Annotated in this window: 34 protein-coding genes; 20 read left to right on the top strand and 14 right to left on the bottom strand. The window is 59.5% G+C overall.

Annotation, left to right across the window (positions count from 1 at the left end):
* The 6 genes from ACILSL_RS11105 to ACILSL_RS11080 form a co-directional block, all read right to left on the bottom strand.
* The coding region (locus tag ACILSL_RS11105) for a helix-turn-helix domain-containing protein (RefSeq protein WP_395732096.1) at positions 1 to 158 on the bottom strand (158 nt) is incomplete at its 3' end.
* 48 nt (positions 159 to 206) lie between these two features.
* Positions 207 to 608, bottom strand: a complete 402-nt coding sequence (locus ACILSL_RS11100) for a DUF6572 domain-containing protein (RefSeq protein ID WP_395732095.1) — start codon at positions 606 to 608, stop codon at positions 207 to 209.
* Positions 609 to 690: 82 nt separating this feature from the next.
* On the bottom strand, positions 691 to 1,188 hold the full coding sequence (locus tag ACILSL_RS11095; protein ID WP_395732094.1) for a hypothetical protein: 498 nt from the start codon (positions 1,186 to 1,188) through the stop codon (positions 691 to 693).
* A complete protein-coding gene (locus ACILSL_RS11090; protein ID WP_395732093.1) occupies positions 1,185 to 1,829 on the bottom strand; it encodes an anti-sigma factor family protein in 645 nt (214 codons plus the stop codon). The genes ACILSL_RS11095 and ACILSL_RS11090 overlap by 4 nt, the downstream gene beginning before the upstream one ends.
* Positions 1,813 to 2,424, bottom strand: coding sequence for a sigma-70 family RNA polymerase sigma factor (locus ACILSL_RS11085; protein ID WP_395732092.1), 612 nt, complete (start codon positions 2,422 to 2,424; stop codon positions 1,813 to 1,815). The genes ACILSL_RS11090 and ACILSL_RS11085 overlap by 17 nt, the downstream gene beginning before the upstream one ends.
* A 93-nt stretch (positions 2,425 to 2,517) precedes the next feature.
* A complete protein-coding gene (locus ACILSL_RS11080) occupies positions 2,518 to 3,027 on the bottom strand; it encodes a LysM peptidoglycan-binding domain-containing protein (protein WP_395732091.1) in 510 nt (169 codons plus the stop codon).
* A gap of 227 nt (positions 3,028 to 3,254) precedes the next feature.
* Between ACILSL_RS11080 and ACILSL_RS11075 the strand changes: the two genes are divergently transcribed.
* From ACILSL_RS11075 to ACILSL_RS11060, 4 genes are all read left to right on the top strand, one after another.
* Positions 3,255 to 4,106 (top strand): sugar phosphate isomerase/epimerase family protein, encoded by an 852-nt coding sequence (locus tag ACILSL_RS11075; protein WP_395732090.1) that lies wholly within the window; start codon positions 3,255 to 3,257, stop codon positions 4,104 to 4,106.
* A 33-nt stretch (positions 4,107 to 4,139) separates the two neighbouring features.
* A complete protein-coding gene (locus ACILSL_RS11070) occupies positions 4,140 to 5,537 on the top strand; it encodes a Gfo/Idh/MocA family protein (protein ID WP_395732089.1) in 1,398 nt (465 codons plus the stop codon).
* A 133-nt stretch (positions 5,538 to 5,670) separates the two neighbouring features.
* On the top strand, positions 5,671 to 6,699 hold the full coding sequence (locus tag ACILSL_RS11065; protein WP_395732088.1) for an SMP-30/gluconolactonase/LRE family protein: 1,029 nt from the start codon (positions 5,671 to 5,673) through the stop codon (positions 6,697 to 6,699).
* A 176-nt stretch (positions 6,700 to 6,875) separates the two neighbouring features.
* Positions 6,876 to 7,703, top strand: coding sequence for a ThiF family adenylyltransferase (locus tag ACILSL_RS11060; RefSeq protein WP_395732087.1), 828 nt, complete (start codon positions 6,876 to 6,878; stop codon positions 7,701 to 7,703).
* Between the two features lie 29 nt (positions 7,704 to 7,732).
* Here ACILSL_RS11060 and ACILSL_RS11055 read toward each other — a convergent pair whose 3' ends face one another.
* From ACILSL_RS11055 to ACILSL_RS11040, 4 genes are read right to left on the bottom strand one after another with little or no spacing between them, the layout of a single operon-like run.
* Entirely contained in the window at positions 7,733 to 8,029 is a 297-nt protein-coding gene (locus ACILSL_RS11055; protein ID WP_395732086.1) for a hypothetical protein, read from the bottom strand.
* Between the two features lie 40 nt (positions 8,030 to 8,069).
* The gene (locus ACILSL_RS11050; RefSeq protein ID WP_395732085.1) at positions 8,070 to 8,447 is read right to left on the bottom strand and encodes a rhodanese-like domain-containing protein; all 378 of its coding nucleotides are present in this window, start codon (positions 8,445 to 8,447) and stop codon (positions 8,070 to 8,072) included.
* Positions 8,448 to 8,488: 41 nt separating this feature from the next.
* The gene (locus ACILSL_RS11045) at positions 8,489 to 9,016 is read right to left on the bottom strand and encodes a hypothetical protein (protein ID WP_395732084.1); all 528 of its coding nucleotides are present in this window, start codon (positions 9,014 to 9,016) and stop codon (positions 8,489 to 8,491) included.
* Positions 9,017 to 9,038: 22 nt separating this feature from the next.
* Positions 9,039 to 9,755 carry a Fe-Mn family superoxide dismutase gene (locus ACILSL_RS11040; RefSeq protein ID WP_395732083.1) on the bottom strand — a complete coding sequence of 239 codons (717 nt, stop codon included), beginning with the start codon at positions 9,753 to 9,755 and terminating at the stop codon, positions 9,039 to 9,041.
* 107 nt (positions 9,756 to 9,862) lie between these two features.
* On the opposite strand from ACILSL_RS11040, the gene ACILSL_RS11035 reads away from it, so the two are divergent.
* From ACILSL_RS11035 to ACILSL_RS10980, 12 genes are all read left to right on the top strand, one after another.
* Positions 9,863 to 10,933, top strand: a complete 1,071-nt coding sequence (locus ACILSL_RS11035; RefSeq protein ID WP_395732082.1) for an OmpA family protein — start codon at positions 9,863 to 9,865, stop codon at positions 10,931 to 10,933.
* Positions 10,934 to 10,961: 28 nt separating this feature from the next.
* Complete coding sequence (locus ACILSL_RS11030; protein WP_395732081.1) at positions 10,962 to 12,440, top strand: hypothetical protein; 1,479 nt, start codon at positions 10,962 to 10,964, stop codon at positions 12,438 to 12,440.
* Between the two features lie 16 nt (positions 12,441 to 12,456).
* A complete protein-coding gene (locus tag ACILSL_RS11025; protein WP_395732080.1) occupies positions 12,457 to 13,248 on the top strand; it encodes an HAD family hydrolase in 792 nt (263 codons plus the stop codon).
* Between the two features lie 127 nt (positions 13,249 to 13,375).
* Positions 13,376 to 13,690, top strand: a complete 315-nt coding sequence (rplU, locus tag ACILSL_RS11020) for a 50S ribosomal protein L21 (protein ID WP_395732079.1) — start codon at positions 13,376 to 13,378, stop codon at positions 13,688 to 13,690.
* Positions 13,691 to 13,709: 19 nt separating this feature from the next.
* Positions 13,710 to 13,970 carry a 50S ribosomal protein L27 gene (gene rpmA, locus ACILSL_RS11015; protein ID WP_395732078.1) on the top strand — a complete coding sequence of 87 codons (261 nt, stop codon included), beginning with the start codon at positions 13,710 to 13,712 and terminating at the stop codon, positions 13,968 to 13,970.
* A 131-nt stretch (positions 13,971 to 14,101) separates the two neighbouring features.
* Positions 14,102 to 14,758 (top strand): phosphoadenosine phosphosulfate reductase family protein, encoded by a 657-nt coding sequence (locus ACILSL_RS11010; protein WP_395732077.1) that lies wholly within the window; start codon positions 14,102 to 14,104, stop codon positions 14,756 to 14,758.
* A gap of 6 nt (positions 14,759 to 14,764) precedes the next feature.
* Positions 14,765 to 15,511 (top strand): sulfite exporter TauE/SafE family protein, encoded by a 747-nt coding sequence (locus ACILSL_RS11005; protein WP_395732076.1) that lies wholly within the window; start codon positions 14,765 to 14,767, stop codon positions 15,509 to 15,511.
* 13 nt (positions 15,512 to 15,524) lie between these two features.
* Positions 15,525 to 16,433 carry a sulfate adenylyltransferase subunit CysD gene (gene cysD, locus ACILSL_RS11000; protein ID WP_395732075.1) on the top strand — a complete coding sequence of 303 codons (909 nt, stop codon included), beginning with the start codon at positions 15,525 to 15,527 and terminating at the stop codon, positions 16,431 to 16,433.
* Positions 16,433 to 16,699 carry a hypothetical protein gene (locus ACILSL_RS10995; protein ID WP_395732074.1) on the top strand — a complete coding sequence of 89 codons (267 nt, stop codon included), beginning with the start codon at positions 16,433 to 16,435 and terminating at the stop codon, positions 16,697 to 16,699. Before cysD ends, ACILSL_RS10995 begins: the two co-directional genes overlap by 1 nt.
* A 23-nt stretch (positions 16,700 to 16,722) precedes the next feature.
* Positions 16,723 to 18,063 (top strand): sulfate adenylyltransferase subunit 1, encoded by a 1,341-nt coding sequence (locus ACILSL_RS10990; protein WP_395732073.1) that lies wholly within the window; start codon positions 16,723 to 16,725, stop codon positions 18,061 to 18,063.
* A 189-nt stretch (positions 18,064 to 18,252) separates the two neighbouring features.
* Entirely contained in the window at positions 18,253 to 18,465 is a 213-nt protein-coding gene (locus tag ACILSL_RS10985; RefSeq protein WP_395732072.1) for a hypothetical protein, read from the top strand.
* On the top strand, positions 18,462 to 18,881 hold the full coding sequence (locus ACILSL_RS10980) for an HNH endonuclease (protein WP_395732071.1): 420 nt from the start codon (positions 18,462 to 18,464) through the stop codon (positions 18,879 to 18,881). The genes ACILSL_RS10985 and ACILSL_RS10980 overlap by 4 nt, the downstream gene beginning before the upstream one ends.
* Positions 18,882 to 19,124: 243 nt before the next feature.
* Here the strand turns inward: ACILSL_RS10980 and ACILSL_RS10975 are convergent, their stop codons facing one another.
* Complete coding sequence (locus tag ACILSL_RS10975; RefSeq protein WP_395732070.1) at positions 19,125 to 20,531, bottom strand: tetratricopeptide repeat protein; 1,407 nt, start codon at positions 20,529 to 20,531, stop codon at positions 19,125 to 19,127.
* A 149-nt stretch (positions 20,532 to 20,680) separates the two neighbouring features.
* The gene (locus ACILSL_RS10970) at positions 20,681 to 21,142 is read right to left on the bottom strand and encodes a hypothetical protein (protein ID WP_395732069.1); all 462 of its coding nucleotides are present in this window, start codon (positions 21,140 to 21,142) and stop codon (positions 20,681 to 20,683) included.
* An 85-nt stretch (positions 21,143 to 21,227) separates the two neighbouring features.
* Here ACILSL_RS10970 and ACILSL_RS10965 point away from each other — a divergent pair, with 85 nt between their 5' ends.
* Both ACILSL_RS10965 and ACILSL_RS10960 read left to right on the top strand, forming a co-directional pair.
* Entirely contained in the window at positions 21,228 to 21,458 is a 231-nt protein-coding gene (locus ACILSL_RS10965) for an addiction module protein (protein WP_395732068.1), read from the top strand.
* The gene (locus tag ACILSL_RS10960) at positions 21,455 to 21,751 is read left to right on the top strand and encodes a type II toxin-antitoxin system RelE/ParE family toxin (protein ID WP_395732067.1); all 297 of its coding nucleotides are present in this window, start codon (positions 21,455 to 21,457) and stop codon (positions 21,749 to 21,751) included. The genes ACILSL_RS10965 and ACILSL_RS10960 overlap by 4 nt, the downstream gene beginning before the upstream one ends.
* A 24-nt stretch (positions 21,752 to 21,775) precedes the next feature.
* On the opposite strand, the gene ACILSL_RS10955 is transcribed toward ACILSL_RS10960, so the two are convergent.
* The gene (locus tag ACILSL_RS10955; RefSeq protein ID WP_395732066.1) at positions 21,776 to 22,651 is read right to left on the bottom strand and encodes a hypothetical protein; all 876 of its coding nucleotides are present in this window, start codon (positions 22,649 to 22,651) and stop codon (positions 21,776 to 21,778) included.
* Between the two features lie 293 nt (positions 22,652 to 22,944).
* On the bottom strand, positions 22,945 to 23,586 hold the full coding sequence (locus tag ACILSL_RS10950) for an HNH endonuclease (RefSeq protein WP_395732065.1): 642 nt from the start codon (positions 23,584 to 23,586) through the stop codon (positions 22,945 to 22,947).
* A gap of 404 nt (positions 23,587 to 23,990) precedes the next feature.
* Here ACILSL_RS10950 and ACILSL_RS10945 point away from each other — a divergent pair, with 404 nt between their 5' ends.
* Both ACILSL_RS10945 and ACILSL_RS10940 read left to right on the top strand, forming a co-directional pair.
* Positions 23,991 to 24,248, top strand: coding sequence for a hypothetical protein (locus ACILSL_RS10945; RefSeq protein WP_395732064.1), 258 nt, complete (start codon positions 23,991 to 23,993; stop codon positions 24,246 to 24,248).
* 3 nt (positions 24,249 to 24,251) lie between these two features.
* A complete protein-coding gene (locus ACILSL_RS10940; protein ID WP_395732063.1) occupies positions 24,252 to 24,653 on the top strand; it encodes an HNH endonuclease in 402 nt (133 codons plus the stop codon).
* Positions 24,654 to 24,747: the final 94 nt, after the last annotated feature.

Raw genomic sequence — 24,747 nt, 5'->3', positions numbered from 1 at the left:
CCCGATGAAAAGCCGGCTCGCTCGGCGACTTCGGCAATCGAAAGACGCGTCCTCGTGAGCAGTGCATGCGCCTGCTGCAGCCTCACCTTAAGGATCTCACCATGCGGCGAGCACCCGAAATGACAGCGAAACTTCCGCTCAAACCCCGTCCGCGACATCGGGACTGCCTGTAACACCTCCTGCACGCCGATTCCTTCGCTCGCTTTCTAAATTGATTTGGACGGGGAATTGAAATGCGAATGGCGATAGGAAAAGCGAATGCCCGCAGGTTGAAGGATGTCTCGCACGCGATCAAAAAAACGAACAGCCAAAGGCGGTGGCTCGTTCATGCAAGCCACATGAATCACAGGTTGACGCCCCTTGGCGTCAGGATAAGCGGTTTCCAATTCACCGCTTTCAATGAAAGAAGCATAAGCATTGATCTTGTTTTGCAAAAACATGAGGTGGCCGGCTTCATCACTCCAATCGAGATGATCAGTGACGTCCAAAATGACTTCGCTTGTTGCGCGATCAACGCTAACTACATCAACCGTTTTGGGATCATCAACTGCCATACGGTCGTAATATATGCCAAACACTAGGCCGAGACGCTGGAAAAAGGTGGGCAAGGCGTCAGGGCCCTGTGGGGCCGACAAATTCTGTCCGTCTAACCCGGCAGCTATCTTTGCCCTCGCAGCTCGTTTGTTGCTCCTATTTGCGCTCCAGAAACAAAACAAAAATCAAACGTCCATCTTTCCACGGCGGTCCGCCGATGAACAAGGGGCTGTCTTTGCGCAGAACGGCATCGCTTTTGACCAAAACCTGCTGCTCACGCCAGACTTGCAGGTGCAAATTCACCCCGCCTTTTTCCGCAGGGCCTTTGGAATCAATTTTCATGAACAGATCCCGGGACGGAACGACCCAGGATTCATATTCGCGGAAGATGTCCTGCCGATGCTGGCCGAGGATTTCGAAGTGTTTGAACGGAAACACCTTCGCGAGGCGCTCGTTCAGTCGGGGCAGTTCCGCGTGAATCGGCTCTTTGCCGCCGGTCAGTTGGGTGGCATCGTTGGTGGCAAAAATGAGCGCACCCCACACGTGGCCTTCAGTCGCGTGCTTGACGGAAGATACCTGGGGTGGGGGCTCCCCCTGGGCACAGGCGATCGCCGTGCAGGCAAGGAGGGACAGCGCTGTTAGAAAGGGTTTCATCCGCGAGGAGTGATCATGGGATTGCCAAGCGCGTCACGTGAAATCATGAGCACTGGAGTTCCATGCACATCGAACATCGTCGTCGAGGCCAGTTCAGGCTCCACTTCGCTGCGCTGAATGTTGATTCCCGAGACTTTTCGCTCAGCTGGCACGGCATCCAGCCCATCCAGCATCAGGACCGTGGCTTCAGCGCCAGTGTCATGGTAGGTGCGCGCCTGCACATGGGTGTTGGGAGTGTAGGAACTGAGGATCATGCTTTCCGAGGCATCACCGGTGCCCGGACTCAGCAGGAAGAAGCCCAGAACTGCCAGCGCAGCGGTGCCGGCCAAGGCAAACCATGGCTGGCGCATCCATTGAAACATGGCAGCCCACCCTGGAGCGGCTTGCTTGGCGCGTGTGTCATCCAGCGCCATCTGGGTGATGCGCACTTCGATTTGCGTGTTGAAGTAATCGGCGTGCGGCACACGCATTTCAGCAGGCAGGTGAGTGCGGAGACTGGCGCTCAGCTCGCGCATCTGCCGGGCTTCCTTGGCGAGCACGGGATCTTGCTTGAGGCGTTCCTCAAACGCGGCGCGTTCCGTTTCGTTCATTTCCTCATCGATCCAGCGGATGAGGTCGTGTTCTTCAGTTGGAGTTTTCATAAACGTCGTGGAGTTGTTCCTGAAGTTTCTTGCGGGCGTAAAACAGCCGTGACATCACCGTGCCAAGAGAGCAGGGAATGAGGGCGGCGATTTCTTCATAAGCGAGCCCTTCGACCTCGCGCAGGACGATGACCTGGCGGTGTTCGGGCGAAAGTTTGGCGATGGCCTGCTGAATGCGCTGCCCGAGTTCGGCGTTTGTCATGGCTGCATCGGGTGCCAGATCACCTTTAGGGGCGGCTTCGGCTCCGACGGCCACACGGTGTTCGGTGCGCTCGTCATCAAATTCGCCATCGCCCTGGATCTTCTTCTTCCGCAGCCAGTCATAGCTGACGTTGTGGGCGATGCGGTACAGCCAGGTGTAGAATCCCGCATCGTGCTTGAACGTCGGCAGCGCGCGCCATGCCTTGATGAAGGCCTCTTGGGCGAGGTCCCATGCTTCGGTTTCGTTCTGGATGAGGTGATAGGTCATGGCATAAATCCTCCCACGGTAGCGCGTGACGAGGACGTCAAACGCTCGTGTGTCGCCTGCTTGGCTGCGTTTGACCAAGTCGAGGTCGGAGACTTCGCCAGGGTCAGTCGATGCTGAGGCAGGCATGGATGAGTGTTGGCGGAGGATTGACGGCCGTGACGGTGGAATTATTCAGATCGTCAGCACGTTTTGGAGCCAAAAAATGCGTCGAACGTTGAATCAGGGGATTTTGAGGCTCTGACCCAGTCGGATCAGATCACCTTTAAGGCCATTGGCGGCCTTGATTTTAGCCACGGAAGACCCCTTTTTCCGGGCGATGGCGGAGAGCGTGTCACCCTTGACGACGGTGTATCTCGATCCGGAGGATTTTTTCGCCGTGGTCTTCTTGGTCGGGGACTTCTTCTTCGCAGAGGTGCTGGAGGCCGTCGATTTTTTCGTGGTGGAGGAGGATGAGCTGGACGGCGTCACCTTCTTCGTGCCGCTGAAAGCGTAAGGATTGGCCGGGGGCTCAGGTTCCGGCGGCAGGGACGGCGGGGCAGGCGGGGTCTGATACTTCGGAGTGGAGGAGGAGGCGTAGCCGCTCTGGCCCGGGTAAGGATTGTAATGCCCGTCGGTGCCGTAGTTCGAGGCGTAGGGATCGCTGCTAGTGCCGCCGGATTTTTTCATGTTTTCACAGGAAGCCAGGGCAAGGCAGGTGGCGGACAGCGCGATGAAACGAAGGGCAGTCATGATAAGATGTGATTTCAGCCAGCATACACGCATGGCAGGAACCTGCGCACTAATGAAATCGGGCGCATCCTTTTCAATGCCTAATTTGTCGCGGCTGAGCCTGCGCTGCGATTTCCTGAGGATCGCGCAATAGAGGCAGCACCACGGCCGTTGTGCCTGACGGGGGAAATCTTCCGACACAGACCTTGCCAATTCGCCCGCCATTCCCTAGCTTCGCGTCCCACCCCATGAAAATCGGCTTCAATCTCCTTCTCTACTCAGGCCACATCACCGAGGCAAACTACCCCGTCATCGAAAAACTCAAGGCCACCGGCTACGACGGAGTCGAAGTTCCGATCTTCGACGTCAGCAATCCCGCCCATTTCAAAGGCATCGGCCAGGTGCTCAAGGACAACGGCCTCGAATGCACCGCTGTCACCGTGCTGCCGGATGAAGCCCACAACGCCATCAGCCCCGTCGCGGCCCACCGCCAGGGCGCCATCGATCATCTCAAGCGTGTGATCGAATGTGCGCACAACGCCGGCGTGCAGACCCTCGTCGGCCCCTACTATCAGGTGCTCGGCCAGTTTACCGGTGCCTTCCCATCGGAGGCCGAACTCGCGGGCGCTGCCGAAGTGCACCGTGCCATCGCTCCCGTGGCTGAAGCCGCCGGCGTGAAGTGCGCCATCGAAGCCCTCAACCGCTTCGAGGCCCATCTGCTCAACACCATGGAGCAGGCCGCCGCTTACGTGAAGCGTGTCGATCACCCGAACTTCGGCACGATGTATGACACCTTCCACGCCAACATCGAAGAGAAGAACCCGCTGGCGGCCATCGACACCGTGTTTGCCTCCGGCAAGCTCAACCACGTCCACATCTCCGAAAACGATCGCGGCACGCCTGGCCGTGGCCACATCAACATCGTCGAGCAGATTAAGCACCTCAAAAAAATCGGCTATGACGGCTGGATGACCATCGAGGCCTTTGGCAGCGCCCTGCCAGACCTCGCCGCCGCCACCCGTGTCTGGCGCGATTTCTTCCCCAACACCGAACAGGTTTACACCGAAGGCTTCGCGCTCATCAAAAACGCGCTCGCCTGATTCACCGCCAAGTCACCCCAACCCATTCAACCCATGAACACACCGACCCCACCCCCAGCAGCGGCGACTTCCCGCCGCCAGTTTATCGGCACCACTGCCGCCGCCAGTGCACTTACCGTCGCCCAATCCGCCTGGGCTGCCGGCAGTGATGAAATCAAAATCGGCCTCATCGGCTGCGGTGGTCGCGGCACCGGCGCTGCCGGCCAGGCGCTCAGCACCAAGCAGCAGGGCGTCACGCTGCACGCTGTGGGAGATGCCTTCAAAGAAAAGGCCGATGGCGCGCTGAGCAATCTGCGCAACAAAGTGCCGGACAAGGTGAAGGTCGATGACTCCCGCATTTTTGCCGGCACAGACGCCTACCAGAAGGTGATCGACTGCTGCGATCTCGTCATCCTCACCACGCCTCCCGGCTTCCGCCCGTATCACTTCGAGGCCGCTGTGAACGCTGGTAAAAACATCTTCATGGAAAAGCCCGTCGCGGTGGATGCTCCCGGCGTGCGCAAGGTTCTCGAAATGGCGAAAATTGCCGACGAGAAAAACCTCAAGGTCGTCTGCGGTCTGCAGCGCCGTTACCAGAACTGCTACCGCGAAGCCCTCACCCAGGTCAAGGAGAACGGCGTCATCGGCGACATCGTCTCCGGCCAGGTTTACTGGAATGGCGGTGGCATCTGGTTCCGCGACAAGCGCCCTGACCAGACCGAACTCATGTACCAGCTCAACAACTGGTACTTCTTCACCTGGCTCTGCGGTGACCACATCAACGAGCAGCACATCCACAACATCGACGTGGCCAACTGGTTCATCGGCGGTCATCCCATCAGCGCCCAGGGCATGGGCGGCCGCCAGCAGCGTGTGGACAAGAAGTTCGCTCAAATCTATGACCACCACTACGTGGAGTACACCTATGAAAACGGTGTCCGCATCAACAGCCAGTGCCGTCATCAGTCCGGTGTGAGCAACGCCGTGCGCGAAGAATTCACCGGCACCAAAGGCAAGATCTACCTCGACAACAGCGGCCGCTGCTACGCCAACAACCACAAGGGCGAAACCATCTGGAAATATCGCCCCGGTGGCAAGGATCCCGCATCGGCAGGCAAGGGAAATGCCAAGAAACTGGACCCAGATCCATATCAGACTGAGCACGACACCCTGCAGGCCGCCATCCGTGAGAACAAGGCCGTCAACAACGCCTACTACGGTGCTGAATCCACCATGACCGCCCTCATGGGCCGCATGGCCACCTACTCCGGCAAGGAGCTGAAGTGGGATGAAGTGCTCAACAGCAAAGTGCAGCACATGCCCAACATCATCACCCCCGAGTCCGAGGCCCCGGTCAAACCCGATGCCGAAGGCTGGTATCCCGTCGCCATGCCCGGCTGGGCTGCGAAGGACTACGCCGAGCACGGCCGCCAGAACGTGGAGATTGTTTAATCTCACCGACTTGGAACACTCCAGCCCCGGCCGCAGTCATGCAGCCGGGGCTTTTTTGTGCGCATTCTCCTGCGCTCCTGCTGCCAAATCTCTTGCCATTCACACGTTCCCTTCGCTACAACCACCTCCTGCCATGAACACCAGCCGCCGCACCTTCCTGACCAGTTTCGCCGTTTCCGCCGCCACCACGACTTTGCTCTCCCGCGACTGGTCCGGCCAGACGCCCGAGCGCTACCCTGATCCCGATCTCATTGTGCTCGAGCCCGAGTTTGAGAAACTCATTCAGGGGAACTCGCCCATCCGCCGTCTGCACACCGGCATGCTCTGGGCGGAAGGCCCGGCCTGGAACGGCAGCGGCAACTACCTCGTGTGGAGCGACATCCCTAACAATGCGCAGATGCGCTACCTGCCCGAAGACGGCCATGTCTCCGTGCTGCGCAACAACGCGAACAACAGCAACGGCAACACCTTTGATCTGCATGGCCGCCAGATTTCCTTTGAGCATGCCACGCGCCGCGTCGTCCGCTACGAGCTCGATGGCAAGATCACGGTGCTGGCCGACAAGTTTGAAGGCAAGCCGCTCAACGCACCCAATGACGGCGCCGTGCATGTCGATGGCTCCATCTGGTTCACCGATCCCGGCTACGGCAGCATGATGGATTACGAGGGCAACAAAGGGGAGCTGCTGCTGAAGGAGGCGGTTTATCGCATCGACCCCAGCGGGGAGATCACCAAGGTCACGGAGGATCTAGAGAAGCCGAATGGCATCTGTTTTTCACCCGACTACAAGAAGGTATACATCGTGGACACCGGTGCGCCGAAAAACATCCGCGTCTATGAGGTGGATGGGAAGACCGTGAAGAACGGTAAGGTTTTCACCACCAACAAGGGCGTTCTGGCGGACAAGAAAGCCAAGGGAAACTCCGACGGCATCCGCTGCGACATCGAAGGCAACCTCTGGGCCAGCGCCGGCTGGATCGGCGACGGTTACGACGGCGTGCATGTCTTCAATCCCGCAGGCAAAATGATCGGCTACATCAAGCTGCCTGAAACCGCCAGCAACCTCTGCTTTGGCGGGCCGAAGCGGAACCGTTTGTTCATCACGGCATCGCAGAGTCTGTACTCGCTGTATGTGAACACGCGCGGCGCGCATCATTGCTGAGGTAGGGCGGGCTGTCCCAGCCCGCCGCGAGAGGTCAAACTGGTGGAATGGACATGGGCTTGAACGAAGCCCATCGGCTTGCGGCGGCGCTTGCGGAGCAAGCGCCCTACCTCGCTAAAGCGTAGATGGAAGTCTCGCCTCCTTGATCTTCCACTGCGGGCGTATTAAACGAACGCATGGATGAATCCTACACCCAGCGTTTCGGCGGCATCGGGCGGCTTTACGGAGCTGCTGCCCTGCCACGTCTTGCCGCAGCCCACGTCGCCATTGTGGGCGTTGGCGGCGTGGGTTCATGGATCGTCGAGGCTCTGGTGCGCAGCGGCATTGGTGAACTGACGTTGATCGACATGGACGATGTGTGCATCACGAACACCAACCGTCAGCTTCCTGCGCTGGCGCATACCATCGGTGTGTCGAAGGTCGATGTGCTGGCTGCACGCGTGGCGGAGATCAACCCCGCCGGCCGCGTGAACCGCGTCATCGAATTCCTCACCGAATCGAACGTGGACCGCCTGCTCGCGCCGAACTTTGATTTCGTGGTCGATGCTGTGGATCGCACTTCCATCAAGGCGGTCATCATCGCCAAATGCCATGCGCGCGGACTGCCCGTCATCACTTCAGGCTCCGCCGGCGGGCGTCGCGATCCCACCGCCATTCGCATCGCCGATCTCGGCCACGCCGGCGCCGACCCGCTGCTCCGCAGCACACGCCAGTGCCTGCGCCGCGATTACAACTTCGCCAAAAGCGAGCAAGGACGCCCCGTGACCATGGACATCCCCTGCGTCTTCTCCACCGAGAAACCCGTGTTCCCGTGGGCGGATGGCTCCTGCTCCCTCGAACCCGAAACCGGTGCTGAGACGGGCCTGCGCCTCGACTGCGCCGCCGGTTTTGGTGCGGCAACGTTCGTCACCGGCACGTTTGGCTTTGTGCTCGCGGCGGAGGTGGTGCGGAGGCTGACCGCCGTGGGATCACGCCTCCCGCCGAGGCTGACCGCCGTGGGATGAGAGGAGCGCAGAGTGTGCTAATCATGTGATCAATCCCCGGCCAACGACTTTGGCCGGGCATCGCGAATGCCAAAAGAACTGCGTTGATTTGCCCACCAAACAACGAGGGGCAGCCAGCACAAAAAACCACCGGCAAGGTAAACGAATGCAGAGGCCTCCTGCGCCGGGGTCTTGGCTTCGAAGAGAGCCGTGACGAAAAAAGTGCCGAAGTAGGAGGCCATGAGGTAGAAGACGATCCAGCCGAGATACCACATCCAGACTTTGCGGTAGAGAAGACCGAAGCTGAAGACGGAGAAGACGGCGGCGAGGCCGAGGAAATAAGGCATCGCTTCCATAAGTCGATCAAGAGAATGCCAGCTCGTGCTGCTACTTCACCACCGGCTTGCCTGAGGCTGCCCAGCCGCCGAAGCCTTCGTCCAGGTGGATGAGGTTCTTGAAGCCGAGTTTTTCAAAGACCTTGAGGGCGCGCATGCTGCGGCCGCCGGCCTGGCAATGCACCAAGGTGGGCTGGGTTTTGTCGAGTTTGCCGAGCTGGGCTTCGAAGTCCTGCGACATGATGTCGATGTTCTTCGCGCCTTGAATGTGGCCGTCTTTGAATTCATCGGGCGTGCGCACATCAATGACGGCCACTTTGCCGTCGGCGATGATCTTGGCGGCTTCGTCAGCTTTGACGTGTTTGGCGGGGTCTGCGGCAAGCATGAGGGTGGGGAGCAAAAGAAGGAGGGCGGTGAGGAGGGTTTTCATGGGATGGTATGGGTTGGGTTGGTTAAAAATAAAGGCCGAAGTCAGGCCGAGCAGTGAACTTCGACGGGCATGTGGCTGAGGCGGTGGTAGAGCTTTCGCAAGGAGAGCAGCGGCCACCAGCGGTAAAGGTAGATTTCCAGCGGCTTCCACATGGCCACCCAGCCGATGATGGTGAGACCTTCGCGGGCGACGGACTGCCAGTTGCCATCGGCGGGGGTGAGCAGGGTGGCGACGAACTGGCAGGTGGCAAGGAAGAGCAGGCCGATCACGAAGGAGGCACGTCCCTCGCGCATCAGACGCTTGAAATCGTGCAGCGTCATTTCAGCGCGATACTCAAAGTAATGGGCGATGGAATCGGCGACGAGCTTCTGTGCATCGGCAATGTCAGCGGGACGTTTCGCCAGATGCACCACGAGCTTCAAATCGTGCTTGCGTGGGTGCTCCTGCGCCCAGCTGACGATGAACTCCTCGGCATCGTGATCCAGATCACGCTCATGGAACGGAGAGGGGTCCAGGGAGTTGAACAACTGGTTCAACTCCGTGAGATTGACCTCGATGAGTTCCGTCATGAGCGTGATGCGGAAAAGACGCTCACGCCTTTGCAGCAGCGTAGCCTTTGGCCACTTCCGCCCAGTTCACGACGTTCCACCAGGCGCTGATGTAGTCGGGGCGCTTGTTTTGATATTTGAGGTAGTAGGCGTGCTCCCAGACGTCCAGGCCGAGGATCGGGGTGCCAAGATCAGCGGCATCCACGATGCCTTTCATGAGCGGGTTGTCCTGATTGGGCGTGGAGGTCACCTTGAGCTTGCCGTCCTTGGTGACGATGAGCCAGGCCCAGCCGGAGCCAAAGCGCTTCACGCCGGCTTCGCCGAAAAGCTTTTTGAAGTCGTCGATGCTGGTGAAGGTGCTCTGGATCGCTTCACCGAGCTTGCCTTCGGGGCCGGTCGGGCCGCTGCCGGCCGGGGCCATCCATTTCCAGAACCAGGTGTGGTTCACGTGGCCGCCGCCGTTGTTGCGGATGGCCATTTGCGAGGCTTCGGGGAGAGATTTGATGTCTGAGATCAGCTCGATGGCGTCGGTCTTGCCGATGTTGGCCGCCTTGAGGGCATCGCCGAGCTTGGTGATGTAGGCGGTGTGGTGCTTGCCGAAGTGGATGTTCATCGTCAGGGCGTCGATGTGGGGTTCCAGCGCTTCAGGAGCGTAGGGCAGGGGGGCCTGGGTGAGATCCAGCGCATGGCTGCTGGCAGGAACAAGGAGCGAGCCTGCGAGGGCGGCGGTGCTGGTGGTGAGGAAGTGGCGGCGGTTCATGGTGTTGGGGTGTGGGTGAGCTTCCACAATACGAATTCAGAGGGGGCGATGTCACGGCGAAAGTGCCGCGTGCAATCTTTTGTCACCGTGGTAGTTTTGGTATTGTCATGGCCGCAGTCACCCATCCCCCCGAATGGACCACTCCGCAGTCCTCTTTTCGTTCTCGCGACGATTGGAGCCTGAAATGGTGGGTGATGTTCGCGCTCATCCTCTCCGTGGTGTTTCACATGATGCTCGTGGTCGGTTTTGACACGCTGGGCATTTCGAGTGTGGCCCCGGCCAAGCTGCGTGATGTGCCGGAGCGGCTGCGCATCAGCGAGCAGGTGCTGAAAGACCAGCAGGCCATCCAGGAGATTCCGGAAATCATCGCCCCCGGCAATGTGCCGGACATGAAGGCCTTCGAGCCCAAGCTGGATGATTTCGACAAGCTGCAGGAACTGCCGAAGAATCAGGAAATCGATCTCACGCCGAACGTGAAGGAGATCACCAATTTCATCCGCGCCAACGATCCCGGTGACGGTGCTCCCGGCACTTCCAAAGGCGTTGATATGGCAAAGCTGCTCGCCCCTGCGACCATGGACGGGCCGGACATCGCCGCAGAGATGGCCAGCGTGCGCCGGGATGTCTTGTCCAAACCCATCTCAGAAAAACAAATGCTGCTGGATGCCGGAGCCGCAGACCCGGGCGAGGGAGGCAAGATGGACAGCGGCCTCCTTGACGCTGTCAAAAGCCAGAGCACCACGGCCGCTTCAGGCGCACGCGTGAAGGGCTTCAGCAATCTGGATGATCTGCTCGGTGGCGGCGGCAAAATGGGCGGCAGCACGGCTCCGATTTTGATGCCCACCGATCTCCTGTTTGAGTATGGCAGCGACCAGCTCGCCGAAGCGGCACGTCTCAGCCTGATGAAGCTGGGTTTCCTCATTCAAAAAAACCCGGACTCGCTCTTCATCATCGAAGGCCACACCGACAGCTTCGGCGGTGAGGACTACAATCTCGAACTCAGCATCCGCCGAGCGACGGCGGTGGTGAGCTGGCTGCGTGAATCGCTGGGACTCGGCACGGATCGCATTCAGGCCGTGGGCATGGGCAAGTCCAAGCCGATTGTCAGCACTGCCGGCACGCCGGAACAGCAAGGCATGAACCGCCGGGTGGAAATCAAGGTGCGTCCGAAGAAGTAACCCGTTTCACTTCAACCCCGCAGTCCGCATGTCGGTCAAGTCCGTGTACCTGCAGTTAACGAAGCTATGGCTGCGCGGCGGCCGCTGGGTGGTGATGTTCGCCTGTCTGATCTTTTTTGCCTGGTGCTACGTGCGGGCTTTTCAGCAGCAGGGGATCACCCGTGCAAATCCTCTTCCTGAGCATGAGCGGATGTATCTGAATGCCGCCATCGAAACACGGAAGGATCTGACGCCGGATTTCTCCAAGAGCGTTTCCAAGCCGCTGAACGACTGGCTGCCGCACCGTACGGATGGCGTGGTGCGCCCCATCTGGCCCTGGCTGGCCGCATGGAATGTCGGGGCGGAGCAGCCCCTTTCATCCGGCCCCTTGAGCAAGGATGACCAGCGTGTGCTGGGGGCCAGCAAGTGCTGGCTCATGGGGCTGAGCCTGGGCTTTTTGATGATGCTCGGACTGGCGGCGGCACGGGCGTTTTCAGTTCCGGCGGCTTTGCTCACGATTTTGACCATCGGCTTTGGTGTGCTGCTGCCTTCCACCGCTGAGTTTTCACCGGATGTGCTGTTTCAGCTGCTGTTTCTGCTCACCTGGGTTTGCTGTGTGGCGGCGTTGAAACGCAATTCCCTCTGGCTCTATGGCTTGATCGGCCTGCTCTCAGCGCTGGCGAACCTGACACTGCCCACCACCACCACGCTGGTGCTCGTCTTCATTACCGTGAGCACGCTGCGCTGGCTCTGGGGCTGGGTGCTGGCCCACCTGCCGCATGAAGGCGGCACGTCGCTCTGGGTGTGGCGGAATCACTGGCTGGGCATGGTCCTGCTGGTGGCGTGCCATCTGATCACCGTCGGCCCCATGCTTGCGTATTCGAAGGAGAAACTGGGAGACGCCACGCCCTTTCACTGGCGATGGTTTGAGAATGAAACCGCCATGCAGCAGTGGACGGCGGTGCATCGGACGCGCGAAGCTTTGCAGGCCGTGCCTGCAGGCGAGATGCCGAGCTTTGCGAACTATCTGGCCACGCATTCGCCCCATGAGAGGCAGCAGCGCTTCTGGCACGGCGGGCTGAAAATGATGGAGGCGGTGCTGCAGTTTCCCCGGAGCTTCGATTCACTGCCGCATGAACGCGGGGTGTTTGTGATCGTTCTGGCCGGCATTCTGTGCCTGCTCCTCTTGATCATCGCGTTCGTGGCGCCGCGTGCGGCGCATGCCGGGCAGGCTTTGCACCCTGAAACAGCCCCGCTGGCCCTGTTCAGCATACTGGCTTTTGCGGCCTGCACGCTTGATTTCGGCTGGGACATGCCGGTGCTGACCTGGGGAAACCGCCATCTGGCCCTGTATCCGCCGCTGGTGCTCAGCCTGCTCTGGGCCAGCGAGGAATTGGTGCATCGTGCACGCCGGCGCAACATGTGGCTGCCTGTCTTCGTACTCTATGAATCAATGCTGTGGGCGCTCTGCATCCTGGCCTTCTGGCGAGTGATTGCGGTCTTGCAGCCGGGCTCTTTCGCGGCATGACTGCGCGCCCCTTTTCATGGCCACCCCCAAACATCGTTTCATTCTCTGCTTCGACTTCGATGGCACGCTCGTGCATTCCGAGAGAGAGCCCGTGTTTCATCCAGGCCTCGGGCAGATGATTAAACATCTGCGCGGACAGGGCGCGGCCTGGGTGATCAATACGGGCCGCAGTTTGGGCCAGACGATCGAAGGCCTCGCGCAGCACGGCATCTACATGGAGCCGGATTTCATCATCGCGCAGGAGAGTGACATTTATAAGCCCGGCTTCTTCAGCCGCTGGACGGACTACGGCTCCTGGAACCGGAAGGCACGGCGTGCGCAGGAGCGGTTTGCCAAAGACCACCAGGCAGCGCTTCAAGACATTCGCCGCATGGTGGAGACTCAGACCCAGGCGTCGGTCATCACCGGGAGTGAGGGTGACATGGGCATTGTGGGCACCAGCGACTACGAAATGGACGGCATTTGTGCCTACATCGACACGCACGCACGGCAGTTCCCGGACATTGGCTACCATCGCAACGGCATCTACCTGCGCTTTTCGCACAGCGGCTACAGCAAGGGCACCGCACTCAGCGAACTTGCGCGTCTGCTCGGACTGGACGCCTCGGTATGTTTTGCCGGTGGGGACAATTTCAATGACCTCAGCATGCTGGATCCGCGCCATGCCCGCATGATCGCCTGCCCCGGGAATGCGTTGGAGCCGGTGAAACAGATCGTGCATTCACGCGGCGGATTCATCGCCACCCGCTTCGCCAGCGAGGGCATGATGGAGGCGCTGACACATTTTTTTGGCAATTCTCCGCCTTGAGCCGCTTTATTTTAACAATTCTAAAGCGTTCGAGGGAAGTTTTCCCTTGCCGAATGGGTTGAGGTGTGGAAACCTCTGCGCCCCTCGCCCCAAAATGGCGGAGGACAAATCTCTTACTTTTCAGGTTATGGCATACGCAATCATCAAAACAGGCGGCAAGCAGTACAAAGTCTCCGTGGGCGACAAGTTCGACGTGGAGAAGCTCGAAGCTGCTGAAGGCGACACCGCCACTTTCGACCAGGTGCTCGTCGCCGGTGAAGGCAGCAGCATCAAAGTGGGCGCTCCTACCGTCGCAGGTGCCACCGTTTCCGCCAAGGTGCTCAGCCAGCACAAGGCTGACAAGGCCACCACCTTCAAGTTCCGCAAGCGCAAGGGCTTCCACAAGACCCGTGGTCACCGCCAGCCGCTGACCCTCGTGCAGATCACCGCCATCAACGCTTAATCTTTAATACTCACCTCTTATGGCCCATAAAAAAGGACAAGGTTCCGTCAAAAACGGTCGCGACAGCCAGAGCAAGCGTCTTGGCGTCAAGAAATTCGGCGGTGAAGCCGTCATCGCAGGCAACATCATCCTCCGCCAGCGCGGAACGAAGTGGGTTCCAGGCCGCAACGTCGGTCTTGGCCGTGACCACACCATCTTCGCTCTCGTGGACGGCAAAGTCCTCTTCGACAAGGATGGTCGTCGCGTGAACATCGTCGAAGCTGCTGCCCTCCAGGCATAAGCAATCGAACAGCTTAGTTTTCATCAGGGCGCGGATCACCTCCGCGCCCTTTTTCTTGCCCAAATTTCACCTTAAAGTCCTATTTCCTACTTTACACATCGGGAATCGGGTGAATACTCCGCGCCCCTCGCATGAATCCCGACCAAATCCAAGCCCTTAACGATGCCGCCCGTGGCCAGTCGCCCCAGGAAATCATCAAGACCGCCCTCGCTCATGCCGCCGGCGGAGCCATCGTGACCACCAATTTCCGTCCGTATGAGGCTGTGATCCTGCATTTGGCGACTGAGCAGAGCCAGGACATCCCGATCCTCTGGGTGGATCACGGCACCAATCTCCCTGAGACCTACGTCTTCGCCGAAAAGAGCCGCGCGAAGCTGAACCTCAATCTGAAGCCCTACCTGCCGAAAATGACCGCCGCCCACTGGCTGGCGCTCAATGGCGGCCAGGTGCCCATGCCGGATGAAGTGGAGCGCGTGGAATCCTTCAGCCGCATCATGAAGCTGGAGCCCTTTGAGCGCGGCATGCGTGAGCTGGCCCCGAAAGTCTGGATCACCGCCCTGCGGAAAGAGCAGAACCCCCAGCGTGCCGCCACCCTGCAGCCCTTCATGTGGGATGCCAAGTTCAACTGCCTCAAGGTGAACCCCATCCTCGAGTGGACGCCCGTTGAGATGGACGCCTACCTGCTTGAGCACAGCCTGCCGAACGAGCGCACCTACTACGATCCTGCCAAAGGCGACGAAAAGCACGAATGCGGCCTGCACGCCAAGCTCGTCACCGACAAAGCGTAAGCGTTCATGGAATTCCTCACCAACGAATTCGCGCTCTACGTGCTGGCCGGCTTCGTCGCTCAATTGATCGATGGAGCGCTCGGCATGGCCTACGGCGTCAGCGCCTCGTCGCTGCTCTCCGTCTTTGGGGTGTCGCCCCAGGTCGTCAGCGCCACCGTGCATGCAGCGGAGTGCTTCACCACGGGAGCCTCGAGCATTTCTCATCATGCGTTTGGCAATGTGGACCGCGTGCTGTTTCGCCGGCTGCTCATTCCTGCCGTGATCGGCGCGGTCGTGGGCGCCTACGTTCTCACCTCGATCGACGGCAAGGTGCTCAAGCCCTACATCTCCATCTATCTCGTGGTCATGGGCGTGGTGATCATCGCGAAGGCCTTCACCCGCGTCCCTCCGCGGAAGGTCACCACCCACCTCGCCCCGCTGGGCTTTGTCGGTGCGCTGGTGGATGCCATGTGCGGCGGCGGCTGGGGCCCCATCGTCGCCTCCAACCTCATCATCCGTGGCAATGACACGCGCATCACCGTTGGCAGCGTGAATGCCGTGGAGTTCTTCGTCACGCTCGCTGCTTCCATCACCTTTTTCCTCACCATCGGCCTCACGCACTGGAACATCATCCTTGCGCTCGCCATCGGCGGTGTCATCGCTGCGCCCCTCGCTGCCTGGGCCGCGAAACACATCCCGCACAAGCCTTTCATGGTGCTCGTCGGTCTGCTGATCGTCGTCATCAACTCCCTCCGCATTTTCAAGATCCTTTAATTCAACCCGTCTCATGTCCGCGATCACCCATCTCCAATTCCTCGAATCCGAGGCCATCTACATCCTGCGCGAAACGGCCGCGCAGTTCCAAAAGCCCGCGCTGCTGTTCTCCGGTGGCAAAGACTCCATCGTCATGGCCTGGCTGGCGCGCAAAGCCTTCTACCCTTCCAAGCTGCCCTTCCCGCTGCTCCACGTGGACACCGGTCACAACTTCCCCGAGGCCATGGAATACCGCGACTGGTTCGTGCAGGAGATCGGTGCCACGCTGACGGTCGGCCTCGTGCAGAAATCCATCGACGACGGTCGCGTGCAGGAAGAGAAAGGCCACAACGCCAGCCGCAACAAGCTCCAGACCGTCACGCTGCTTGATACCATCGAAGAAAATCAGTTCGACGCCTGCCTCGGCGGTGGTCGTCGCGATGAAGAAAAAGCCCGCGCCAAGGAGCGCTTCTTCAGCCACCGCGATGAGTTCGGCCAGTGGGACCCCAAGAACCAGCGCCCCGAGCTCTGGAACATCTTCAACGGTCGCAAACACTTCGGCGAGCACTTCCGTGTCTTCCCTCTGAGCAACTGGACCGAGATGGACATCTGGCAGTACATCCGCCAGGAAAACATCCCCCTGCCAAGCCTCTACTTCAGCCACCAGCGCAAGATTATCGAGCGCCACGGCCAGCTTCTCGACGCCAGCACCGGCATCATTCCGCTGCTCGATGAAGAAAAGCCCAAGGTGAAGGAGATGACCATCCGCTTCCGCACCGTGGGAGACGCCACCTGCACCGGCGCCGTGGAATCCACCGCCAGCACGATTGATGAAATCGTCGCCGAAGTCGCCGCCGCCCGCCAGACCGAGCGCGGCACGCGTGCTGACGACAAGCGCAGCGAAACCGCCATGGAAGACCGCAAGAAGGAAGGATACTTCTGATGAAAAGATTGGCCGAAGCTCTCTCCTACTCGGTGGCTTATCTCGCTTCCGTCCGTCGCAACGATGAAGACGCGGCAGATGAAGACAGCGAAACACTGGACTTCATGACCGCGATCGTGCGCGAAGCCACACCCGCTGAGATCGAAGCCATTCGAACAGCGTCAGAATCTGCCATCGCAACCCTTCTTCAAGACTCGGAACCCGACCACGAATTCATTCAAGGTTACCGCGACTGCATCGAAAACTTCTGCAACCAGACCGCATAGTCCCTCTCACTCCGCCTTTTATCATGGACGTTCTCGTTAACCCTACTGAATCCTCTCTTCTTCGTTTCACCACTGCCGGCAGTGTGGACGACGGCAAAAGCACGCTCATCGGCCGCTTGCTGTATGATTCCAAATCGATCTTCGAAGACCAGCTTCTCGCTGTCGAAGAATCCTCCAAGCGTCGTGGCGATGCGCATGTGAATCTCGCCTTGCTCACCGACGGCCTGCGCGCCGAGCGCGAGCAGGGCATCACGATTGACGTGGCCTACCGCTACTTCGCCACGCCGAAGCGCAAGTTCATCATCGCGGATACGCCGGGGCACATTCAGTACACGCGCAACATGGTCACCGGTGCCTCCACCGCAGACCTCGCCATCATCCTGATCGACGCCCGTCTCGGTGTCATCGAACAGACCATGCGCCACACCTATCTCGCCTCGCTGCTGCGCATCGGCCACATCGTGCTCGCCGTGAACAAGATGGACCTCGTGGATTTCGATGAGGCCGTTTATAACAAGATCGTCGCTGACTTCCAGGCTTTCGCCAAAGGCCTCGAGAATCTGCCCAAGGTCACGCCCATCCCGATGAGCGCGCTCAATGGCGACAACGTGGTCGATAAGTCCGAGAACACCCCGTGGTACACCGGCCCCTCTCTCCTGCAGCATCTCGAAACCGCGCAGGTGCATACGGAAACCGCCGCCGATGAAGCACGCTTCCCGGTGCAGTGGGTCATCCGCCCCATCTCGGATCGCGAAGACGCCAAGCTCGGCAATCTGCATGACTACCGTGGTTTCGCCGGCCGCATGGCCAGCGGCACCTTCAAGGTGGGCGATGACGTGCTCGTCTATCCCTCCGAGATGAAGACCAAGATCACGGGGATTCACACCTTTGAAGGCCCGCAGCAGGAGGCCATCCCGCAGCTCAGCTACAGCATCACCGTCGCTGATGAAATCGACACCAGCCGTGGCGGCATGATCGTGAAGGCCGGCGAGCCCACGCAGACCAGCCATGAGTTTGACGCCATGATCTGCTGGTTTGCCGACAAGAAAACGCTCAAGCCACGCAGCCGCTTCCACCTGCGCCACACCACGAATGATGTGCGCGCCGTCGTCACCGACGTGCTCTACAAGGTGAACATCAGCACGCTGGAAAAAACCACCGCGAGCAAGGAGTTCTCTCTCAACGACATCGGCTGCATCCGCATCCGCTGCGCGTCCCCGATCTTCTTCGACCCCTACTCCAAGAACCGCACCACCGGCAGCTTCGTCCTCGTCGATGAACAGACGAACAACACCGTGGCCGCCGGCATGATCACCAAGTCCCTCGTGGATGCAGGTGACGAAGATGCGGAAGTCGCGATCTGATTTTCCTGAACGAACATTTTGCCGCAGCACACCACGCCTGCCCCCGGCAAGCTCAGCCTCGTCCATGCCGCCAAGGTGCCGCTGGCGGATTGCGGGGTTTAATGAAGGGGGCGCGGACACTCCTCTCAGCGTCCTCTTTGGCAGGAATTGATCCATTGCATCGCAGAGGGGAGGCGATAGATTCCAGCCATGTCACAGTCGATTCACCTTGATCTCGAATTGCCCGACGATCTGGCGCGGTTCAAACTGCCCGAAGGCGTGAACGAGCGACTGACCTTGTTGCTGGACAAGCAGGATTCGGGTCAGGCACTTACCGATCAGGAGAGACGAGAAGCTGAAGGCTTGGTGGACCTGGCGGACACGCTCACCTATCTGGGCCTCAAGGCCAGGGCGGCTGCATGAGCATTCCGAGTTCGTTGCGCTGGCAGGTCATCGAACGAGCGATGAATCGCTGCGAGTACTGCGGCTTGTCTCAGGAAGGACAGGAGGCCGTATTTCATGTCGATCATGTTTACCCGCAGAGCTTGGGTGGGCCGACTGAATCTGAAAATTTGGCTCTTGCCTGTGTTTCTTGTTCTCTGCGCAAAGCTGCGCGGGTGGGCGCTGCGGATCCAACCACAGGTTCCTCGGCTCCATTGTTTCATCCCCGCCGAGATGTGTGGAACCTGCATTTTCGTTGGAATGCATCTGAACTCGTCGGGATCACTCCCACAGGCCGGGCTACGGTATCAGCGCTCGCGATGAATCGTCCGATTGCGATAAGTATTCGTCGTGAAGAATCATTGCGTGGCCGTCATCCGCCGCCGCGACATCTGTAAGAGCATCCTGGCTCGTCCTCGTCGATGAACAGACGAACAACACCGTCGCTGCCGGCATGATCACCAAGTCCCTCGTGGATGCAGGTGACGAAGATGCGGAAGTGGCCATCTGATTTTCCTGAACGAAAATTTTGCCGCAGCACACCACGCCTGCCCCCCGCAAGCTCAGCCTCGTCCATGCCGCCAAGGTGCCGCTGGCGGATTGCGGGGGTGAAGTCTCAAAAGTGGAGCCGGCCTGAAGGTCTATTTTTTAGCAGCGTCTTCGGCAAAAGCGGAGATAAAGCATCGCTTCATCAAGCGGTCTCCGACCAGGATCTCCATGGGCTTGCCGTGGTCCATTTTTTGGCCACCCTTGAGCGTCCAGCCGCCCGTGCTGTTCGAGATGAACTGGTATTTCCAAAACAGGTCGGGAGTTTTTTCATCGGCCATTTTCAGGGATGCCTCCCATTGACCGTCTGCACCAGGCAGGACTTCCATGTCGCTGACCTTGTTCGACTGTACAAACTCCTCCACGGTGTCCACGCTGGGTGCCTTCCATGCTCTGAGGTATTTCTCCGAAGCGTTCCAATGAATGGTGGGCACGCGTTTGGCAAATTCGGTGAAGCCTTGATAGGCGGCGGCCTGCTTGGGATCGGAATAGACCGGGGCGGGTTTCGGAGCCGGCTTGGGAGTCAAATCTGGCAGGCAAAGGGTTTCGAATGAGATGCGGGTGGCCTTCACCGGATGGTCTGCGCCGAGCAGCACGCCGATGACCAGACCGGTGGATTGTTGAAGAATGGGCGACCCGCTCGCTCCGGCCGCCATGATGGGAGTCTTCATCCTGACCTCCATTTCTGTCGGGCCGGCGATGGAATGATATTCACCTGCTAAAGTGAGGAAGTATAATTCCCCTTCATGCGGTTTGCCCGCAGCATCAAACACACACACGGCCTCATGATCCTCCAGCCGAAACTTGGGATGGTACTCCAGGAAGGGGATCGTGCTTTTTTGATCCGCGAGCATCACAGCCTGCACATCCTTCTGCTTGATGACTTTGCCGGAATTCAAGGCCACGGGCTTTTGCTGGCGGTCTTCCAGGTTCCGGGGAGTCTGCCCATTGAATTGATGCAGAGACGTCACTGCGCAAAGGCTTTCATAATACCGGATGATGCATCCAGAACCTGCGCCGCCTTCTCCTTGGAGGAGTTCATACTTGGAGGCACGCTCCATCCCTGGCGGCAGCGCGATTTTGACAGCAGGATTCGCCGAGGACTGTGGCCGGAATTCGGTGACAAGCTTCGCCATCTGCGCCTTTTGCTCGGCAGTCAGCCTGCGCTCGATGCCCGACAGCATGTTCTGAGCTTTCACGTGTCCTGTTTTCGCGGCCAAAGCCAGCCATTTACCGGCCTGGACCGTGTCCAGTTTGACACCATAACCGATCGAGTAGCGGGCTCCGAGGTGGAACTGGGCTTCCGCATAGTTTCTCTCCGCAGCCTGCATTTCCCACTTAACTGCTTCTGCATCATTTGCAGCGACACCCTTGCCGAGAAGATAGCAGCGGCTGAGCTGATACTGCGACTCGGCATTTCCCGCCTTGGCGTTGGTCTCCAGTTCGGGGCTGTAGCTGTTCTGGGAGTAGGCGGAAATCACCATTCCGAACCAAAGCAGCATCCAAATCTTGAAGGGAGACACTCGCATAAAAAAGGGTGTGAAGCTCATAAAGTATAGGTCGGGATTTCGATACGCTATTCGAATCAGTTGCCAAGTCGGCAAATCCTAGCACACCCACTTGTCACTGAGGGGCGTGATCCACCCATCGCCTACAGCGTCTCGATCATCTTCCCGCTCTTCGTGCGGCAAGGAATGCGGAGGTGTTTGAGCCAGACGGGAATCCATTCGTTGAGCAGGAACTTCCGCGCCTCGCCGAGATCGTTGAAGGTGGCGCTGGGCCAGCGGATTTCGCGTTCCTGGAAGTAATACTCCCACTCGCCTTTGCCGTTGCTGATGAAGTAGGAGCCGTCGCGCGAGCCGGGCTGGGTCTTCGTTGGCGGCAGATTCTCGGGCTGCAGGCCCTGCGCGGCGAGGCTCGCTTCGATGTCCGCGCGCGTCAGCGTGAAGACCCGGTTCACCGCCTCCTGGCAGCGCCCCGTGTTGCCCTCTTCATTCGTGTCGCGCCACTCCGGCAGCAGCCCCAGATGCGCCAGCGCCCACGTCGCCACATCCTCCCGGGATTGCAGCACCTTCATCTGCTCGGCGATGGAGAGGGGTTCAGTCGTCTTCATGCACCAAGGTTCCCGGAAACCGTCAGGAATCAAGCCGATGCAAACAGCGATGGATTTTCGCCCCAAATGGCGGACAGTCAGCAGCATGAGTACGGTTGCTCTGACACAATCCTTGTTTTCACTGCCCGTGGCTGAACGTGTGGCTCTGGCCGACAGGCTCTACGCCAGTGTACCCGAAGACTGGCAGAAGGCCGTCGATCAGGCCTGGCTGGAAGAAGCGACAAGACGCTCCGAGGAAATGGACGCAGATCCGAGCATGGAGCTCTCGCATGAGGAGTTCTTGGCCGGGCTCAAGATCAATCGTGATCGCCGATGAGGCTCACCTACCACAGGCAGGTTCAGGCCGAGGCGAATGAAGCCGTGGATTGGTACGAGGAGCAGAGTCCCGGACTGGGAGAAGATTTCTTCGCCAAGCTGAAGATGGCCTTGGGCCAGATTGAAGCCCATCCAGAAGGTTTCAGTTTCTGGCTGTCTTCCTCATCTGTCCGACGGGTGAAACTGCAGCGTTTCCCATACGATGTGCTCTATGAGATCCGACCCGGACAGATTCGCGTTCTCTGCCTCCGGCACGAAAAAAGGCATCCGCGATATGGCAGCGGGAGATCGTGATGCTTCCACGGACTCGGTGAGGTTCTACGCATACCGTCCCGGCCGGTTGGCAGTATCACTGCGCGTCGGCGGCGCGGGCGCGGGGCGATGAATCACCTTCTGCGAAGGCAGCCAGCCTTGATCGCGCCACTTGCGCAGCCCGGCCCGCCAGTCCTTGATCGCATTGGGGCCGTTCATCCATCCGTTTGCCTCCCAGTGGTTGAACATCGAGGCGCCATCGCTGGCTGGCAGGCCGATCTGCATCGCGTAGGCCTCCAGCTCCGCCTGGGTGCCACGGCCTGCGTTGGGCTCTGCGCCACTGGGCGACTCCAGGCCTTTGAGGCTGATGCGCGGGTCCGCTTTGTTCAGCCAGTTCAGCAGCCTCGCACGGCTGAGCCGCTTGTGTTTCAGCTCGCACCAGGCGGCGCATTTCCCCAGTTCTGCGGGGAGGTCGAGGGCTTGATACGCCGGGTTCGTGGCGAGGTGTGCGAGCCATGCCGCGTCATCCACCGGCAGTCCGCGTCGTTTGGGTTTGTGGGTCGCTGCCGGGGGCTGCGCTGCTAGGCAAGGAGCGGCTTCGCCTACGTACGCGGGCGTGCGCCCTTGTGCAGGTGTGGGGGCGTGTGGGTGGGCGGGGGATAGGGGAGTCTGAGGGGAAAGGGGGAGGGAGGGAGAGAGGGGGAGAGGTGTTGTTTTTTCAGACGATTCAGACGCGTCCAGACACTCCAAGACGGGTTCAGACGACTTCAAGACGTTTTCAGACGCGCGTTGACGCTCGGATTGATAGTAGCGGCGGTTCCTTTCGGCACGCCTGCTGGCCTTGGATGGCTCCGCATCCACGATCACGCCCCCTTCGGGAGTAAGTTCAAATCGCCTGCCCGAGGCGAGCAGCGCGGCAATCATTTCTGGTAGGATTACCATGGATATATTATGGTATGATTCGGTATTTTATCAAGATGTTTTGGCCTGCTTTGCGGTCTCAGACCGCGTTTCCTCCCAGGCCTTGGAGCGCGGACTTGAGTCCGCAGCAGGTCGTCCGCATGAGACGTGTGTTGATGCGCGTTGAATGCTGCAGGCACGATGATGCTCGGCTTGGATGAGGCCGAAGGGGAGCTGGGCTTGGATGAGGCCGAAGGGGAGCTGCGGAGTGACATGTGTTTGCGGAGTGCTGCGGACTCAAGTCCGCGCTCCACCACCGTCCCTCTCAGCCGGGTTCAGCTCCCGTAAACATGAACCTTTTGCAGGTGCCTTTCCAGAAGCTCCGGATAGCCGGTCGAAGCGCGGGGATGCGCGCGCTCATGGCAGGGGCGGCAGATCGCCACCAGCTCGAAGAGGAACTCATCGCCCACATGGGCATAGGTCGTGTGGTGGACTTCCGTGGCCCGAGCCTCCAGGCACCCTTCGCAAGTGACCCAGGCCCTTCTCAAAACGCGCTGGCGCACGGACTGCCAGTCCGCAGAGGCCAGATACCGGCGATAGACGGCCCTCCACTCCGCCTTCCGTTTGGCGATGGCCGCTTCCCGGCACTGCCCGTAGGCAGCAAGGCGGCTGCGGAGGCGCCTCTGGTAGAGCTCCTCATCCCACTGCGGGCACCTCTCGCGGTTGGGGATGCTGGAGTGCGGGAGTGAATGGCTGAGCTTCTGGCCGCAGTCAGCACACTGGATGCGGTAGAAAGGCTTGCCGTCCGACTGCAGCGCCACACGAGGCTCCCGCCGCAGATGATCGCAATGCCGCTGCCTGGCAGCCTCCGCGCTGATCTCACGGCTGTCGATTTCCAGGGAGGGAAAGTGCCACTTCCTGCGGATGGATCGTGGCTGGGGGATCGCTTCCATGAGGATGGGCAGGTGTGTTTCCATAGGTGTCTGGAGGCAATGTTAAAACCGGTTTGGATGCCCATGACGACCGGCATCCTTTTCTTCTTCCAAGCGCCGTCCTGAGACGGTCGGCAAGGCAATCGTTTCTGGTATGATTGACTCGGATATAGTATGGTATGATTCGGTATTTGTTCAAGCACTTTTGGCCTGTTTCATGATCTCAGCCCGGCTTCTTTACAGCCCTTGAATGCCCGCACCCGGCAGCCGGATTTCAAGAGTGGTCCCGCTATTCGGCGTGTGAGCAAAAAATCGCAGCAGGAAGCAAATCACCGCAGGCGTTGGCATTCAATCCAGCCTCCCGATGGTTTGTGACCCTGATCCCCAAGCCCGATCACGCGCCAAACGCGGGTTGCACCCGTCAGACGGTGTGGCAGACTCTGGCTGTCATGAACGCATTCTCCAGCCTCGAAAAGATGCTCGATCCTTCCCGTCCGTGCTTCACGGCGGAGACGGCGGCAAACATCGTTCAGATCGAGCCCGACGCCGCCAAAACGGCACGCATGGAAGAACTGGCGGCCAAGGCCAATGAGGGACGGCTGGCCCGCGATGAGGAGTCCGAGTACTGGAGCTACATCTATGCGGGCAAGATGATGTCGATTCTCAAGCTCCAGGCCAGGCTCTTTTTGAAACGTCAGGCAGCCTGAGGCATGGAATCTGCCATTCGAAACGAAGTGCGGCAGCGTGCTGGAAACCGCTGCGAATACTGTCGGCTGCGCCAGCAGGATGAAGAGGAAAGCCCGTTCCATATCGAGCACGTCATTGCGCAGCAGCATGGCGGCACCGACCTGCTGGAAAACCTCGCCCTCGCCTGCTCCTGGTGCAATGCGGTCAAAGGTCCCAACCTTTCCAGCATCGATCCCGACTCAGGTGAACTGACTCGTTTATATCACCCGAGAAAAGACCGCTGGGAAGACCACTTCCGCCGTGAAGGCCCCTACATTCTCGGCCTCACTGCCGTGGGGCGCACAACAGCATGGCTGCTCCGCTTCAACGACACCGACAACCTCGCTCAGCGCCATCTCCTTCTTGAGCTGGGCGAACTGGATTAATCCGCAGGCCAAATGGCTGGAGCGTGAGGGCAGCACGACATGAATGGCAACTTTTTCTGTTTGCCGAAGAGCGCGCTCCTGGGCTGCATACCGA

The organism is Prosthecobacter sp. (assembly GCF_044222345.1).
In the GTDB taxonomy this organism is placed as follows: domain Bacteria; phylum Verrucomicrobiota; class Verrucomicrobiia; order Verrucomicrobiales; family Verrucomicrobiaceae; genus Prosthecobacter.
The sequence above is the reverse complement of the archived record's forward strand: the minus strand, read 5'-3'. Positions and strand labels throughout refer to the sequence as shown.

Bases quoted from the DNA above. Each gene is read 5' to 3' on its own strand.
- ACILSL_RS11060 (WP_395732087.1), top strand. From the start codon at position 6,876: ATGGATGAATCCTACACCCAGCGTTTCGGCGGCATCGGGCGGCTTTAC.
- ACILSL_RS11095 (WP_395732094.1), bottom strand. From the start codon at position 1,188: ATGAAACCCTTTCTAACAGCGCTGTCCCTCCTTGCCTGCACGGCGATC.
- ACILSL_RS11050 (WP_395732085.1), bottom strand. From the start codon at position 8,447: ATGAAAACCCTCCTCACCGCCCTCCTTCTTTTGCTCCCCACCCTCATG.
- ACILSL_RS10960 (WP_395732067.1), top strand. From the start codon at position 21,455: ATGAGGCTCACCTACCACAGGCAGGTTCAGGCCGAGGCGAATGAAGCC.
- ACILSL_RS10965 (WP_395732068.1), top strand. From the start codon at position 21,228: ATGAGTACGGTTGCTCTGACACAATCCTTGTTTTCACTGCCCGTGGCT.
- ACILSL_RS11085 (WP_395732092.1), bottom strand. From the start codon at position 2,424: ATGCCTGCCTCAGCATCGACTGACCCTGGCGAAGTCTCCGACCTCGAC.
- ACILSL_RS11055 (WP_395732086.1), bottom strand. From the start codon at position 8,029: ATGCCTTATTTCCTCGGCCTCGCCGCCGTCTTCTCCGTCTTCAGCTTC.
- ACILSL_RS10940 (WP_395732063.1), top strand. From the start codon at position 24,252: ATGGAATCTGCCATTCGAAACGAAGTGCGGCAGCGTGCTGGAAACCGC.
- ACILSL_RS11030 (WP_395732081.1), top strand. From the start codon at position 10,962: ATGTCGGTCAAGTCCGTGTACCTGCAGTTAACGAAGCTATGGCTGCGC.
- ACILSL_RS10970 (WP_395732069.1), bottom strand. From the start codon at position 21,142: ATGAAGACGACTGAACCCCTCTCCATCGCCGAGCAGATGAAGGTGCTG.
- ACILSL_RS11070 (WP_395732089.1), top strand. From the start codon at position 4,140: ATGAACACACCGACCCCACCCCCAGCAGCGGCGACTTCCCGCCGCCAG.
- ACILSL_RS11065 (WP_395732088.1), top strand. From the start codon at position 5,671: ATGAACACCAGCCGCCGCACCTTCCTGACCAGTTTCGCCGTTTCCGCC.
- ACILSL_RS11025 (WP_395732080.1), top strand. From the start codon at position 12,457: ATGGCCACCCCCAAACATCGTTTCATTCTCTGCTTCGACTTCGATGGC.
- ACILSL_RS10950 (WP_395732065.1), bottom strand. From the start codon at position 23,586: ATGGAAACACACCTGCCCATCCTCATGGAAGCGATCCCCCAGCCACGA.
- rplU (WP_395732079.1), top strand. From the start codon at position 13,376: ATGGCATACGCAATCATCAAAACAGGCGGCAAGCAGTACAAAGTCTCC.
- ACILSL_RS10985 (WP_395732072.1), top strand. From the start codon at position 18,253: ATGTCACAGTCGATTCACCTTGATCTCGAATTGCCCGACGATCTGGCG.
- ACILSL_RS11005 (WP_395732076.1), top strand. From the start codon at position 14,765: ATGGAATTCCTCACCAACGAATTCGCGCTCTACGTGCTGGCCGGCTTC.
- ACILSL_RS11045 (WP_395732084.1), bottom strand. From the start codon at position 9,016: ATGACGGAACTCATCGAGGTCAATCTCACGGAGTTGAACCAGTTGTTC.
- ACILSL_RS11035 (WP_395732082.1), top strand. From the start codon at position 9,863: ATGGCCGCAGTCACCCATCCCCCCGAATGGACCACTCCGCAGTCCTCT.
- ACILSL_RS11075 (WP_395732090.1), top strand. From the start codon at position 3,255: ATGAAAATCGGCTTCAATCTCCTTCTCTACTCAGGCCACATCACCGAG.
- ACILSL_RS10975 (WP_395732070.1), bottom strand. From the start codon at position 20,531: ATGCTGCTTTGGTTCGGAATGGTGATTTCCGCCTACTCCCAGAACAGC.
- ACILSL_RS10980 (WP_395732071.1), top strand. From the start codon at position 18,462: ATGAGCATTCCGAGTTCGTTGCGCTGGCAGGTCATCGAACGAGCGATG.
- ACILSL_RS11010 (WP_395732077.1), top strand. From the start codon at position 14,102: ATGAATCCCGACCAAATCCAAGCCCTTAACGATGCCGCCCGTGGCCAG.
- rpmA (WP_395732078.1), top strand. From the start codon at position 13,710: ATGGCCCATAAAAAAGGACAAGGTTCCGTCAAAAACGGTCGCGACAGC.
- cysD (WP_395732075.1), top strand. From the start codon at position 15,525: ATGTCCGCGATCACCCATCTCCAATTCCTCGAATCCGAGGCCATCTAC.
- ACILSL_RS10945 (WP_395732064.1), top strand. From the start codon at position 23,991: ATGAACGCATTCTCCAGCCTCGAAAAGATGCTCGATCCTTCCCGTCCG.
- ACILSL_RS11040 (WP_395732083.1), bottom strand. From the start codon at position 9,755: ATGAACCGCCGCCACTTCCTCACCACCAGCACCGCCGCCCTCGCAGGC.
- ACILSL_RS10995 (WP_395732074.1), top strand. From the start codon at position 16,433: ATGAAAAGATTGGCCGAAGCTCTCTCCTACTCGGTGGCTTATCTCGCT.
- ACILSL_RS11090 (WP_395732093.1), bottom strand. From the start codon at position 1,829: ATGAAAACTCCAACTGAAGAACACGACCTCATCCGCTGGATCGATGAG.
- ACILSL_RS10955 (WP_395732066.1), bottom strand. From the start codon at position 22,651: ATGGTAATCCTACCAGAAATGATTGCCGCGCTGCTCGCCTCGGGCAGG.
- ACILSL_RS10990 (WP_395732073.1), top strand. From the start codon at position 16,723: ATGGACGTTCTCGTTAACCCTACTGAATCCTCTCTTCTTCGTTTCACC.
- ACILSL_RS11080 (WP_395732091.1), bottom strand. From the start codon at position 3,027: ATGACTGCCCTTCGTTTCATCGCGCTGTCCGCCACCTGCCTTGCCCTG.